Annotated in this window: 8 protein-coding genes; 3 read left to right on the top strand and 5 right to left on the bottom strand. The window is 55.5% G+C overall.

The genetic code is table 11. The annotated features are described in order from the left end of the window. Positions 1–111: 111 nt before the first annotated feature. Both ACR0JI_RS09405 and ACR0JI_RS09400 read left to right on the top strand, forming a co-directional pair. Positions 112–2007 (top strand): PAS-domain containing protein, encoded by a 1896-nt coding sequence (locus ACR0JI_RS09405; RefSeq protein ID WP_480477236.1) that lies wholly within the window; start codon positions 112–114, stop codon positions 2005–2007. After that, positions 2007–2708, top strand: coding sequence for a response regulator transcription factor (locus ACR0JI_RS09400; protein WP_480477238.1), 702 nt, complete (start codon positions 2007–2009; stop codon positions 2706–2708). The genes ACR0JI_RS09405 and ACR0JI_RS09400 overlap by 1 nt, the downstream gene beginning before the upstream one ends. A gap of 114 nt (positions 2709–2822) precedes the next feature. Here ACR0JI_RS09400 and ACR0JI_RS09395 read toward each other — a convergent pair whose 3' ends face one another. From ACR0JI_RS09395 to ACR0JI_RS09375, 5 genes are read right to left on the bottom strand one after another with little or no spacing between them, the layout of a single operon-like run. Further along, positions 2823–4133 carry an HlyD family type I secretion periplasmic adaptor subunit gene (locus ACR0JI_RS09395; protein ID WP_480494148.1) on the bottom strand — a complete coding sequence of 437 codons (1311 nt, stop codon included), beginning with the start codon at positions 4131–4133 and terminating at the stop codon, positions 2823–2825. Beyond that, positions 4117–6264 carry a type I secretion system permease/ATPase gene (locus ACR0JI_RS09390; protein ID WP_480494146.1) on the bottom strand — a complete coding sequence of 716 codons (2148 nt, stop codon included), beginning with the start codon at positions 6262–6264 and terminating at the stop codon, positions 4117–4119. The genes ACR0JI_RS09395 and ACR0JI_RS09390 overlap by 17 nt, the downstream gene beginning before the upstream one ends. Then, positions 6261–7604 carry a TolC family protein gene (locus ACR0JI_RS09385; RefSeq protein WP_480477244.1) on the bottom strand — a complete coding sequence of 448 codons (1344 nt, stop codon included), beginning with the start codon at positions 7602–7604 and terminating at the stop codon, positions 6261–6263. Before ACR0JI_RS09385 ends, ACR0JI_RS09390 begins: the two co-directional genes overlap by 4 nt. Beyond that, positions 7594–8433, bottom strand: coding sequence for a SapC family protein (locus ACR0JI_RS09380; RefSeq protein ID WP_480477246.1), 840 nt, complete (start codon positions 8431–8433; stop codon positions 7594–7596). Before ACR0JI_RS09380 ends, ACR0JI_RS09385 begins: the two co-directional genes overlap by 11 nt. 46 nt (positions 8434–8479) lie before the next feature. Next, the gene (locus ACR0JI_RS09375; RefSeq protein ID WP_480494144.1) at positions 8480–12328 is read right to left on the bottom strand and encodes an Ig-like domain-containing protein; all 3849 of its coding nucleotides are present in this window, start codon (positions 12326–12328) and stop codon (positions 8480–8482) included. Between the two features lie 229 nt (positions 12329–12557). Here ACR0JI_RS09375 and ACR0JI_RS09370 point away from each other — a divergent pair, with 229 nt between their 5' ends. Next, a complete protein-coding gene (locus ACR0JI_RS09370) occupies positions 12558–14606 on the top strand; it encodes a dockerin type I domain-containing protein (RefSeq protein WP_480494260.1) in 2049 nt (682 codons plus the stop codon). The last annotated feature ends 81 nt before the right edge of the window (positions 14607–14687 follow it).

The raw sequence follows: 14687 nt of genomic DNA, 5'->3' as shown, positions 1-14687 counted from the left end.
CCCGGATTGCAAAAAGCAATTGAACGAAGACAGGGTCCGAAACGCCTCACCTCAATTCCACTACCCGTGCATGGTTTCAGATGCTAGGCATGAGCCGAGGAGAAGACGAAGTTGGACATAACGGAAAAGCGTATCAAGGCGATGACGACCGCCGGGCTGAACCTGATAGGTCAGGCGCTTTCCATTTATGACAGCAAATTGCAACTGGTGCTCAGCAATCGCCGTTTCCAGGAAATGTTCGGTTTGCCGGACGAGCTTGTTCAAAGGGGTGCTTTGTTTCGGGATACGATCCACTTTCTTGCCAGCCGCGGTGAGTATGGCGACGATGAAAGTGTCGAGGAAATGGTCAATCTGCGCGTCCAGCAAGCCTTGGCGTTTGAGCCTCACTACATGGAGCGCGTGCGTCCCAATGGGCAGGTTGTTTCAATTGAAGGCGCACCGCTGCCACAAGGCGGGTGGGTCGCGGTCTACACCGATATCACCGGAACGCGGCGGGCGGAAAACCTGTTGCGCGCGCGGTCTGAGGAACTGTCGGAACAGTTGCTGAGCCACGCGGAAGAACTGTCCGCAACCAACCGCAAACTTGCGGCCACGATCGCGGCGCTGGAAGAGGCCAAGCGGGAATTGACCGAAATCGAAGCTCGCACACGTATGGTGACCGAGATGATGCCGGCTCATATTGCGCATTTGGACAGCGACGGCCGATACGATTACTCGAACCGTCGCCTGAGCGCCGTCATGCCTGGGCGTCCGTCCGATATTCTGGGGCTTCACATTTCTGAAGCGCTGGGTGCGACCGCCTTTGAACGGGTTAAGGCCCAATTGTTTAAGGCCTATAGCGGAGAGCCGTCGGTTTTCGAGTTCACCGAAGATCAGGATTCCCGACGCATCCGGGTTTCGTTTACGCCGGATGGGGCAGGGGGTGTGTACGTGATGTCGGTGGACATCACCGAAGAGACACAGGCACGCGTTGCATTACAGCAAACCCGCCGCCGGGCGATGGCAGCCCAGATGACCAGCGGGCTTGCCCATGACTTTTCCAATCTGCTCACTATCATCCTGGGGATGCAGTCCCGCCTCGACAAGATGGATTTGCCGGATGGCGCTCAGGAACTTGTGGCCGCAACTCAACAAACCGCGCGCCGGGGCGGGCAGCTGCTGAACCGGATCGCCGACATGACTGGAAACCGAACGCCGCAACCGCAGGCAACGGACATCGGGGGATTGTTGGAAGACCTGAGGATTCTGGCGACACCCTCACTGCCTCGCGGTGTGGGCCTGTCCGTCGTAAACACCTTGCCAAAACAAACATTGATGCTTGATCCGGGTATGGTTCAGGATGCGCTTTTGAATTTGGTCCTGAATGCCCGGGATGCCTGCGGGAGCACGGGTCAAATCACAATCAGTGCACATGCCATAGGTGAGATCTGGATCGAAGTCACGGTTTCCGACACCGGGCCGGGGTTTTCACCCGAGGCGCTAGAAAAGGCACTTAACCCGTTTTTCACAACAAAAGGGAGCGACGGGTCAGGACTGGGGCTGCCGATGGTTTATGATACGGTCAAGCTTGCCGGTGGCGATCTGAATCTAAGAAATACACCATCTGGGGCCTCAGTTGTCATGCGTTTGCCTTTTCGGCCCGCTCCTCCGGCTCAGGGTGGATTGGTACTGTTGGTTGAAGACAGCGAAGACCTGCGCGGGCAGTTTAGGGACATGCTGGTGGATTTGGGCTTTACTGTCATTGAAGCAAATTCAGTTGATGAAGCACTGGCCTTGATATCGAGTGTGAAGGACATTTCGCTGGTCTTGTCGGATATCCGTCTGGAAGGACACGGTACAGGCTTGGACATCCTTGAACAGTTGAAACCGGGGTTGCCGCTTATCCTTATGACATCTCTGCCAAATTCAGATCCGCTGCATCAACGGGCGCTTGCCCTGGCACCTGTTTTGCGTAAACCGTTCTCACAGGCTCAATTGTCTGCTCTGATCCAAACCGAGGCCGCCTGATGTCGCAACCACTGGTGACCATTCTCGACGACGAACCCGAGATACGGCGCATTCTGACGGATGCACTGGAGGATGCCGGTTTCCGGACGCAGAGTTTTTCCCGTGCCAGAGAGTTTGAAGCAGCCCTTAATCGAGTAACCCCTGATGTTTGCCTTGTGGACCTGTCTTTACCAGATACCGACGGGCTGGCGCTAGTTCATCGCTTGGCGCTGGAACAGGGTGCAGCAGTGATCATTATTTCCGGCCGGGCACAGGTTCAGGACCGTGTGACAGGACTGGAGTTGGGCGCGGATGACTATATTACCAAGCCGTTTGACCCGACAGAAGTCGTTGCCCGGGTGCGGGCCAGGTTGCGCGCGCCGCGCGGTCGGACATCACAATCGGACAGGGCAGAATTCAACGGCTGGATTGCGCATTTTGATCGGTATGTTCTGGAAGACGGGTCAGGGACTGAAACACCTTTCAGCCATGCTGAAGGCGAGGTTTTGCGTCTGTTTCTGGAAAGCCCCAAGCGGCTGATCAGCAGGGGGCAGATGCAGGAGTCCTTGGGCGGTGCAGCGGGCGACAGCTTTGATCGTGCTATGGATGTCAGAATCTCCAGGTTGCGTACGAAACTTGGTGAAGATCCAAAGAATCCGCGCCTGATCAAAACGATTTACGGTGCCGGGTATATTTTCCTGGGGGATGTCGACTGGAAATAGTGACGCTCTGGTGGCCAGAGTGTAAACCTGAGTTTCTTTTGTTCCCCTCCGCGTCAGGAGATGTTGATGCAAAATACTGTAAGCATCTGAAAAAAGATATTTTAGTCTTCTCACTTACTCACGCAAAGCTTGATCTTTAATCTTCACGACAGGTTCCAGCAGATACTCCAATACGGATTTTCTACCTGACAAAATGTCAACCTCTGCGATCATGCCGGGTATGATTTCCACCGCGACACCACTTCCGTCGAGCATGGTGTTGCTCGTGCGAATTTCCACAACGAACACCTCTTCGTCGTTCCGCTCTGAACGTGTGACGGTATCGGCGCCAATCCGTACGATTTCACCATCCAGCGCCCCGTATCGCGCAAAATCATAAGCCGTGATCTTTACCTTTACGGGCTGTCCAGCACGCAAAAATGCAATATCTTCGGGCTTTACGTAAGCCTCGACCAATAGTGTATCGTCCAGGGGAACAATCTCGACAAGGTCTTCGCCACTTCGCGCCAAACCTCCAATGGTGGTTCGGTGGATGCGATTAACGATACCGCGAACCGGAGAGCGAACCTGCGCTCGTGCAGCGCGGTCGCGTAGGGCAGGCAAGGCTGGTTGCAAGGCCGCCAGTTCCGCAGTTACAATTGCCAATTCAGTAAGCGCCGCACTTCGAAATCGGCTATGAGCAGCCAGAATCCGATCATCGATTTCATCCAAACCAGTTTGCAACCTGTTGGTCACGGCTTCGGCCCGGACCTTGCGACCGCGCCACTCGGCTTCGCTACGCCGCAACGCCAGCAATGTTGTCGCAGGTTCCATTTGCCTCTCAACAAGCGGAGCAATGATCGCACGCTCCTCCCCAAGTACATCTAGGGTTTCATCTGCCGTCACCTGATCCACTACACCTTCTTCGTGTTCTCGCTGCTTTTGTTCACGCTGACGTTCCAAAATTGCGATTTCTGCCGCCAGCTCTGCTTGCCGACCCTGATACAATGCAGTTTCCGAACGCACGACACTGGGTGCACCTTCGATCAGCTGCGCATCGAAACTTAATTGTGTTCCATCAATTTCTGCCTGCAGGCGTTTAGCACGGGCTTGCAGCCCGAAAACGCGCTGTTGTTCCTGGCTAAGTTGGCTGTCGATTTGTGTGGCGTCCAATTCCATCAACAATGCCCCTTTGTCGACCAACTGGCCTTCGCGCACATGGAGCGACCGCAACACGCCGGGCTCGGCAGCATCGATCACCTGTATGTCGCCCGAAGGCACGATCCGCCCTTCGACGCGCGTTACGTCATCCAACTCGGTCAAATGTGCCCACAACCCGGCCGAGACAATACAGGACAGGATCAACAGCAAGAGCAATGAACCACGAACGGGGGACCGCCCCTGCATTTCGTGCGCCAACTTCGCCAGATCAGGATGCTGCGACATTCAAGTGCCTCCCTTTCTGGCGCATGTGCTGCGTCAGCAAGCTCTTGGGTCCATCAGCTGCGATTTTTCCGTTTTCCAGAACGATAACCCTGTCCACAAGCTCCAGCAGACTGGTTCTGTGCGTTACAATGACCAGGGTTGATCCGGAGGTTGACGCACTCAGGCGTTGAACCAGTTGGGCTTCGGTTTTGACGTCCATCGCACTGGTTGGCTCATCAAAAAGCAAAACCGGAGGTCGCCCGACAAGTGCCCGTGCCAGGGCGATTGCCTGCCGTTGCCCACCGGAAAGCCCCTCACCGCGTTCCGCGAGTTGAAGGTCATAGCCCGACGGATGGCTGTTCACGAATTCTTCGACACCGGCAATACGACCGGCTTCGACGATGTCGCAATCTCTGGGTCGGACTGCGCCGCTGGCGATATTCTCCCGGACAGACCCCGAAAAAAGCCAGACATCCTGCAGGACAGATCCAATATTGCGCCGCAAGTCACCTGGGTCGATCTGACGTATGTCGAGCCCATCGATCATGACCGAGCCTACTCGTGGTGTGTAAAGCCCCAATAGCAGGCGCGCAATCGTGCTTTTCCCGCATCCGATTTGACCTAGAATTGCGACTTTCTCACCAGGCTTTATGGTGAATGACACGCCTCGCAGGGTATCTTCGCTTTGGTCAGAATACGAAAAATACACGTTATTAAAGGCAATTGCCCCTTTGAAATCAGATCGGGTCAGCCATGTGCGCCCCGCCGGGCGTTCGCTTTCTGCGTGCATTAGCGCATTGAGGTTGCGATAGGCGCACCTGGCCTGATTTACGCGGGTCAAAGTCTGCGCCAGTTGACCCAGAGGGGCCAACGCCCGACCGGTCAACATTACCGAAGCCACCAGCGCACCCATGCTGGCTTGCCCGTTTGTAATCAGAAAAACACCAAGAAATACGACAAGCACTTGTGCGGCCTGTTGGGTGAATCCGGTCAGGTTCAGGGCAAATTGCGTGACAGTCCGGCTTCGCGCACCATGCGCTGATTGCTGTTCGATGGCCTGTTCCCATCGTGCGCGCATTTTTCGGCCTGCTGCCGTTGTTTTAATGGTTTCAAGTCCCGAGACAGCCTCAACCAGAACTGATTGCTTGGACTGCCCGTCGGACAAGCTTCGTTCCGCCATCCTTGATAAAATTGGTTGCACCGCCAAACCTGTCAGGAGCACCACCGGTACGGCCAGTGCAGGGATCAAAGCCAGTTGTCCGCCTACCAGAAAAATCGCCAGGATAAACAATCCAATGAACGGCAGGTCGACAACGGCCACCAGCGTCGCGGATGTAAAGAACTCTCGCAGAGTTTCAAATTCGCGAATGGTGCTGGTCATGGCACCGGTAGACCCCGTGCGCGATTTCATCTGGATGTTCAGCAACTGGTCGAAAATGCGCCGGCCCATCAACAAGTCGGCTTTCTGCCCGGCCATGTCGATAAATCCCGCCCGCAGCAACTTGAGGGCAAAGTCAAAACACAGTGCCAACGCCACACCCACGGTCAAAGCGATCAGCGACTCCGTAGCTTCGTTGGGCAATACCCGGTCATAGACCACCATGATGAATACGGACGTGGACAAACCAAGAAGATTTGCCAGCGCCGCTGCTAGCGCGACCTGAAAGTATGACCACCGGTTTGCGGTTAGTGCGTTCCAGAACCAGTGACCGCCATGTGAAGCGGCCCCCCCCAATGTTTCACCGTCGTGATGGCGCCGGAACAGGATTGCATAACCGGTATAGCAGGTTGCCAGCCTGTCTTCGGAAATCTCACCGACACCTTCACCTAGCTCTGGGTCGAAGACCAATAAAGTACCCTTCTGCCTTCGTCCGTGAAAGACAACGGCTCTACCCTCTGCCAACAGCAACAGGGTGGGTGTCAGATTGTTATCCAAGTCGGAAAGGCGCTTTGCCCCATACCCCGCCTGCATGCCCGCCTTTTGCGCGAGGGTGAGAATGTCCCGTATTGTCAGATCCCCGTCTGCGCCACTTTGCGTCGCGTGCAGCGCCGCGAGACTCAATGGCCGTTCAAGTGCCGACGAGATATTCAACAGACAGGCTTCAAACGGTGTAAGCAGCGAAGCATTGGGGGCAGGGTCGGATGCGTTCATTGCGTATTGCCCCAGTCGCCCAATGAAACCCCGAGCAGGTCGAGTATGTCCCCGGTCAGGCTTAGGGCTGCATAATTGGTCAGAAAGTAGCTCTGTTCCGCAAGGATCAAACGTTCCTGAGCATTAACGTAGTCCCGCTGTGCATCCAGAATTTCAATGAGGCTACGACGACCGATCGAAAATTGTTCGCGGGAAGCTACGACATTTTCCGCGTTAGCCTCCACGGCAATCCGGGCTTCTCGTAACCGATCGGCACCCGCTTTTTGATCCGAACGGATAAAACCCAATTCTCGCGTTATTTCGCGGATAAGCTGCTCGCGCGCAAACTCGGTCTCTTTGACCAGCGATTCCGCCGCTGCTATTGCAGCGCGGCGCTGGCCGGTGCTGTCCAGCTCGTAATTGAAAGAAAGATCCACTCCAAAGTTCGCGTCACGATTGTTATTCTGGTTCGCGAATGCGGCGACCCTGACATCAGGGCTGCGACGCGCATGCGCTGCGGACCATTCAGCCTTGGCAGCAAGCAGGCTTGCATCGGACCGCCGAACCTGAGGGCTGTTCATTATGATCTGCATGTCACTTCTTTCCAGTCCAGGTGCCGGAACTGGTGCAGAAAGAGCGCCGGGCTCATCCCCGAAAACCTCGCGGAATCGCGCTTCGGCGCGGTCTGTTCGCGCATGCGCATCAGCCAGCTTTGTGCGCGCATCGGACATGCGCGACCGGGCTGCCAGAACGTCGGCACTCGAACCGACACCGTTTTCAGTTCGGTCGGTTATCTGGCGAACAAGCTCTTCATGTGTTAGAACATTCTGTGCTGCGATGCTTCGAATCTTTCGTTGATCGAGGACAAGTACATAGGTCTCGATAGCTGCGAGAGCAGTGGATGAGGCTGTTTGAATCTGATCGCCTCTGCTTTCCAAGACACGTGCCCGCGCAGCGGTCAGATCCCCTGAGGACGCCCCTCCGTCATAGACCAATTGTGAAACCCTCACATACGGCGATACATCCGCTACATCTGAGGCAATCCTTTCAGATCGTGCGTTTAGCCCCAGCGAAATCTCCGGGAGAAAAGCGCCTTCAGCTGCGTCTTGTTTGGCTTTCGCGATGCCCATTCTGGATTTGACTTGCGCCAGGTTGGGGCTGTTCTCGACCGCCTTTTTCACCCGCTGCCCGAAGGCGCTGTGGCTGAGTGTTTCTGATGGTTTTGTTGCCCTGGCACCGGCTGTTTGGGCTGCAAAGGACATCGCAACTGGCGTCAAATCGGGCGGGCGGGTGCAGGCGGAAATCGAGACCAAAAGCAGACTGAGCGTGACAAGATGCAGTGAATACTCATTAAATCGCATACTGATCCTCCTGCCACCGATGGTCCAGCAGGCTTTCTTTTTGTTGGGCGGCGGCCAGCGCTTCTAGAAAATCTGAAGCATCAGATCGTACGCTTGGCGACGACCTTTTAACCAATTGTTCGGCGCGCAATTGAGCGGTCGTTAGCCACGAAAAATGGGTCAAGGAAACTTGGTGGGCATATATGAGGCGCAGGCCACCGTTCATGGCGAGCAATGACAGATGCGCTGAAGGAACTTGCTGCAAGGCAACCACGTTGACACCAAAGTAACCGTCGAGGCTTTCGTCCGTTTGTGCGCAGGCGAGTGGAGAAAAAAGCCCCATACCGGCTATCGTACGGCACAACTGATTTGTGTTCTCCAGTGATGCTGTGAGAGTGCGAAAGAACGCTTGGACTTTTTGCAGTTCCGGCCCCAACTCTCCGGTTTTGTCAAAGAACGGCTCATCTTCGGGGTTGTCGGTAACCAAGTCCAAGCTTTCGTTGACAAGCAAGTCAAACTTCCCCTCACCGATTTTATCGTGAAGTTCAGGTGGCAGGAATTGAAACGGTGCACATCGCAGTGCAGAAGGAACATAGCTTGCACGCCAATCCCCTTCCGCTGACACGAATGGCGTCGGTTTGTCTGGTGTCACCGATAAGATTGCGACGGGGTAAAATCCCCGGTCGGATTTCAAAAATGCGATTGGAAAAGTGGCTGCTGCCTGAAGGATCTCTGCCTCTGCCACCGGGCAGTCGACCTTATCGCGCGCGAATTCGAACGACGTGTAACGTTTCCAGAACCGATGACCATGTCGTAATCGTGTGATTGGGGTTAAGCCATTCTGTGCCATAACTGCCTCAGGAAAATGATGGGCGCCAATTTGTTTCGAAGCCGCGTCAGGCGGTCGCGCCGGTTGGGTCGGTGTGTATGATGTTGTCCGCGGTCAAGCCGCTGAGATCGCCCAAACCATGGAAAGTGGCGAGGGTTTCGACGTTGGCGTCGCCTGGTGTCACGAAATCAACTTTGATCAGAACACTGTCCGTTCCGTCCGTTGCCATCACATAGAGCTCATCACCTGTAGATGCCCCGGCAAGGCTTTCTACAGCCGTTTCGAGTGTAACGGCATTGAGGTCCGCAAGAACGGTATCGAGGCCTACAAATCCAGTATCTATGCCCAATGTGCCACCGACAGAAAGCAGTTCGAAACCCGTACCATCACCGCGGAGCGTGGCGACATTCAGTCCGCTGAACATTAGGGCGTCGGTTACATCTGCTGCAGACCCAATTGTGAAGCCGGTTATGCTGTCTACGCCATTGTTGTTCGGGTTGGCTTCAAAGACAACGACGTCCCGCCCGGCTTCGGTGATGTCAATACTATCATTGCCACCACCGCCGCGAATGATTGTATCCGTGTTTGCCGCGGTTAGGATGTCATTGCCATTGGTGCCAAACTGAATTGCAACAGGGCCACCTTCAGGTGATTTTATCGTTAACTCAATGGGTTGAGCAGCGTCCTGTATTGTCATCGTGAAGGTGACAAGAGGTTGGGACAAATCAGTAAAAACAGTCGCCGCCCCAGCGAAGTTGATGATGTCACCTGCGCCTGGGTTTGCCAGGAACAAATCAAACGCGCTGTGTTCCGTGTCTGATCCGATGTCGAATGTGGCAACGGCTGAGTCGAACTCAAGCTCCGCTGAAAAAGCCAGGCCACCAGAGATGTCACGATTTGCATCGGCATAAATGGCAAACGTAACGGTTGACCCACTGCGTCCGACCTCAGAGATCACGTAGACAGCTGGCTCATGAGCAACCGCCTGATCCGATACAGGCAAGGGATCTGGTCCCCCTGCAACAGTTGCCTGGGCAGAGAAAATAAGATCATCCCCAGCCTCTATGGCGGCGAAATCTGACGACGCGACAGCCAGTGTCCAGGATCCGTCAGCGGTTACTGTCGCGCTACCGACGGAACTGCCGTTCAGCAAGACATCCACGGTCTGGCCGTTTGAAAGCCCGGCAGAGGAACCGCTGACAGTAATGCCTGACGCCTTGGCGTCGGCAAGGGCCACCGCGTTGTTCACGCCGATATCGTCCAGCATCAGAACAGGCCGAAAGTCCGTCGTTACCGAACTGCTTGCCGCAACCGAGCTGTTGCCGGCAATATCGTCAACTGTTGCGGTGATGGTGTGGTTTGTTCCGTCGGACAGCGCGCCTAGGTCGCTGGCTGGCACAGTGATCGCCCAGGTTCCGCCCGATGCAATACCGGTATAGGTTTGCCCGGCAAACGTGACAGGCACTGTTTGGCCATCTTCCGAGGTCGTCGTGCCTGAAATTGTCAGGTCTGTAGCTTGTTCCGTTACATCCAATACGGAGCCAACCGGCAAACTGTCGATCGTGATTGCTGGCGCCGTAAAATCGGTTGTAAAACTTGTCGAGGTTTGGTTGCCATTCCCAGCCGCGTCGGAAACAGAAGCCGTGACGTGGTAGGTGCTCGCATCCTGAAGCCCTGATAGCTCCGCCGATGTGGCTGTGTAGGTCCAGACACCACCGGTTACCGTTGCGGTACCGCTTATATCTACTGTTCCGTCTGCGCGCGCGACCTCCACGGTAATGACCGTTCCATCCTGAGCGTCTGAGGTTCCCGAGACAATCAGGTCGGTACCTTGCTCAGCAGCGTTCATAACAGTGCCGTCAGAAATACCGGTTATTCCCAGGGTAGGGGGTGTGAAATCGGTCGTGAAACTGTTGCTGGCCTGTGACGCCGGATTTCCTGCGGCATCCGAAACGTCAGCCGTGACCGTCACGGTGGCGGCATCAGAGAGGGCCGCAAGGTCGGCAACAGGGACAACTGAGCTCCAAGACCCTCCGGCTGCTGTAGCACTGTAAGATTGACCGTTCAAAGTGACGGTCACGACTTGACCGTCTTCGGCCGACGTTGCGCCCGATATTGTCAGGTCCACCGCCTGTTCGGCAGCATTCATGAATGCGCCGGTCGAGAATGTGTCGATGCTGAGGGTTGGTGCTGTGACGTCTTTCAATAGTGTCACATCAGCCTGAGGGGCTGTCAGCCCGTTTGCGTCGCTGACGTCTGCGGTGATCTGAAAGCTGCCTCCGTCGGCCAAAGATGCCAGATCACCCGCTGGGACTGTTACAGTCCATGTTCCGCCCGTCACTGTTGAGGTATATGTTTGGCCATCCAGTGTGACGGTGACTTGCTGACCATCTTCGACATTGGCGGTTGTCCCGCTTATAGCCAAGCTTGCCGCGGCTTCAGCAGCATTGAGAACTGCGCCGACGGAAAGCGGAGATATCGAAATTGAGGGGCCGGTCAGGTCCACAGGTACAGTAACAAGAATCGGCGCGGCCGGGTTGCCAGCGATATCCTCGACCGCCACAACAATTGCAGCAGGTGTTCCGGTGGATAGACTACCGAGGTCGGAATTGGGGATCGTGACAGTCCAGTTTCCGCCTGTCGCAGCACCAGTGTACACCTGACCGTCGAACGTGACGATGATGGTTTGCCCGTCCTCGGCCGTGGTGGAACCCGTTAAGGTTAAGTCACCAGCCACATCAATCAGGTCAATTGATCCACCCGCAACTGGATCCAGAGAAACACTTGGCGCGGTGAAATCCGTATCAAAACTTCCGCTGGCCTGTGCGGCCGGGTTTCCAGCCGCGTCAGTCACGTCTGCCGTTACATTTACGATTGCACCGTCAGGCAAGGCGCTAAGGTCGGCCGCCGGGACGGTTACACTCCACTGTCCACCGGAAACCGTACCGGAATAGTTTTGCCCGTTCAGTGAAACCGTTACGGTTTGCCCGTCTTCTGCATCGGTTACGCCAGTGACAGTCAGGTCGGTCGCTTGCTCGGCTAGGTTGAGAACCGGTCCGTCAGAAAAACCGGTGATGGACAGGCTTGGTGGAACCGTATCGATGTCAAATTGAACGGATTGTGTTGACAATTCAGTACCCGACCCATCCAGGTTCGTGATGGTCACCGTCGATACCCCCTGTGGAAGTGCGCCGGCTTCGGCGGCTGTCAGAGAGATACTCCAGCTGCCATCGGGGTTGGGTGTCACGGTTTTGACCAGTGACCCTATTGTGACTTCAATGGTTGCCGTCCCTTCGGGAGGGATGGCGTTGGTGCTGATGTTGTTCAGCGCAGTAGATTGCAGATCAGCCAGGTTGAGGCTTGGGTATGTCGGGGCGGGTTCGGACACGACGGAGGTGGGCTCGGATACGACGGGGCTGTCACCGCCACCGCCGCCACCTCCTGCGGCCGCAGCCGCCCCTGCCAGACCCAATCCGCCCAACGCCGCGCCGGCGCCACTGATGCCACCTGCGGACGCGCCCGCGGAAACACTGGCTTCAACCGCGCTGAATTGGGCAATCTCCTGAACCGCATTCTCAGCGATCATGATGGCACCGCTGTCCAGGATCTGGACGTTTTCAGCGGTCACAATCATTGTGCGGCCATCGGCCATTTTTAGAAGAACATCGCCATTCTTCAACAACTTGACAGAGCGAACGCCTGGAATGGTTTCCGCGAATTGAAAAGCATATAATTCTTCTATTGTGGCTTGTGACAACGCGGGCAAGGCCATCAAAGTTGAAATCAGCCCACCGGCCGCTCCGCGCCCTGCCCAGCGGCCAAGTTTTCCTTCGATCCACTGGCGAATGTGTTGCTTGCGGTCCGTTTCCGAAGGTTCAGCCGCCGGACGGTTGTTGAACTCTGGTGCTTTGGTCATCTTACCCTCACATGTGGTTTCCGCGATCACCGAAAAGGAAGACAGGTCGCGCTGATAACGGCTGGCTCATCTGTCTTTCCCACTGGTTACTGTTGCGATCGAAAGCAAAAAATTGAGTTAATCTGAAACCGAACTTCTCGTTTTCACCACAATTCCGCTTTTGTTTCGGTCCGTGCATCAGGTCATCTTTTGGTCAAGGCCAGGAGTGGCGCAGGAGGTGTTGGCTGTGATGCTTCAATTCGAAGGTGTGGTGGCAACGGGGAGCGCGGCGCTCGATTCAGGTATCGGCGATACGGCTTTAAAAACGTTTAACGGCACCACGTATCTTTATACCGTCACCGGACCGGGTGGCGGCGTCGCTGTCTGGCGGTTGGTCGAAGGTGCGTTACCGCAACTGGTCGACACGGAATATTACAGCGGAACAATCACGTTTCAGGTTGGTCGCAGTGGCACACCGATAACGCTGGCGGGAACCGAACAACTTGTACTGGATGTGAATATGGCGGTCGGGTTGGTCGGATATGACCTTAACGTAGACGGCACCCTGGACAGCCTTACGGAAACCGGATCTCTGACAGGAGGCGGAGATATCTCGGCCATTGTTCAAGTGTCGATTGGCCTGATGGATGTTCTTGCAATGGCTCATGAAGAAACGGGGCAAATCGGGACATACCTTGTCAATCAGGACAGAACGCTGAGCCTTGCTGGCCTTGTTTCTGGCACTGGTGACGCGATGCAGACGCTGCGCGCAGGGACTGACCATTTCCTGATCTCAAGTGATGCGGCCAGCAATACAGTCTCAACTTATCGGATCGACGGCATTTCCGGTCAGTTGACCGAAATTGACAACGGTTCGGCCCTCGGGACGCTCGGAATCTCAACTCCGACAGCCGTCGAAACGATCGATGCCTACGGCAAACCCTGGGTGATCGTGGCGGGTGCAGGCAGCAATTCGCTCAGTGTGCTTCAATTGAACGCTGACGGCAGCCTGAGCGCCACAGATCATATTCTGGATTCGCTCACGACCCGCTTCGAATCTGTGCAGGACCTTGAGGTCGTGGACATCAACGGGCGCGTATTCGTCGTGGCGGGTGGCGGTGACGATGGGCTTACATTGTTCACGCTGACACCTGAAGGCCAGTTGGTCTATCTGGATAGTTTCGCTGACACGTTGATTAGTGGATTACAGAACGTCGAATCGCTGAGCCTTGCCCATGTTGGTGACGAGTTGCAGGTTCTGGCTACGTCGCAACAAGACGCCGGAGTGACTGTCATTACTGTTCCTGTCGATAATCTGGGGATCGTGGACAAAGGGTTTGGAGCAGTGTCGGGGACTGCCGCAGACGACATGCTGAGCGGTAGTATTCTGGATACCGCCCTGATGGGGGGCGATGGCGACGACATACTGATAGCAGGAACGGGTGCTACGACCATGTCAGGTGGGGCAGGGGCCGACGTTTTCGTGATGCAGTCGGGCAGCAGTATGACGACGATCACGGATTTTCAGCCGGGTGTGGACCGTCTGGACATGTTCGACTATTTGCTGTTGCGGTCCCCTCAGCAACTGACCTTTACCAGCACTACACAAGGGGCCCGGATAGAGTATCGGGGCGAGGTCGTGCAGGTTCAGTCCGCTTCGGGTGGAACGCTGACCAGCGCTGATATTTTCGGGGCCGGGTTCGATGGCCCCGATCACATTCCGGTTGATTTCGGTAATTTCGGCGGTTTGACGCCGGACAGTTCGGATGGCGTGCTTGGGCCAATCACAGTGGACAGCCAATCTGCTAATCCCGGATTGTCGGATGCAGAGATCAAGTTCACACCGGTCGGTGGTGGCACGGTATCCGTCACGGCTGACGATCAGGGACAATTTGACTTGGACCTTCCGGATGGCACTTTCCCCGGAAGACTGGACATCATCAAGCACTATTCGACAGCGAGCAAAGAGATTGACGCAATGGATGCTTTGCAAGTGTTACGCATTTCGGTTGGCCTCGATCCGACATGGGGACCTGCCGATGCGGAAAACCTGATCGCGGCGGATATCAATCAAGATGGAACCATCAATGCCCTGGATGCACTGGCGATCTTGCAGGTGGCCGTTGGGCAAACCACTGCGCATGAACCTCAATGGGTCTTTTTGGATTCAGATGCGGACTTGTCGGGAATTACAAAAAGCAACGTTGATTATCAGACTGGAATGGATGTTGTTGCCATAGACGGCGTGATAACCGCCGATATGACGTCCATATTGCTCGGCAACCTCGAAGCGGCATGAATTGAATTGAACGGTGCTGCAACTCAGTCATTGCAAGCCTTCCGCTTGGACCGCAATGTTGGCCCTAGATACACAAACACA

The sequence above is a fragment of the Ruegeria sp. N10 genome (genome assembly GCF_056531545.1).
This window is presented reverse-complemented; position numbering and strand designations above follow the sequence as displayed.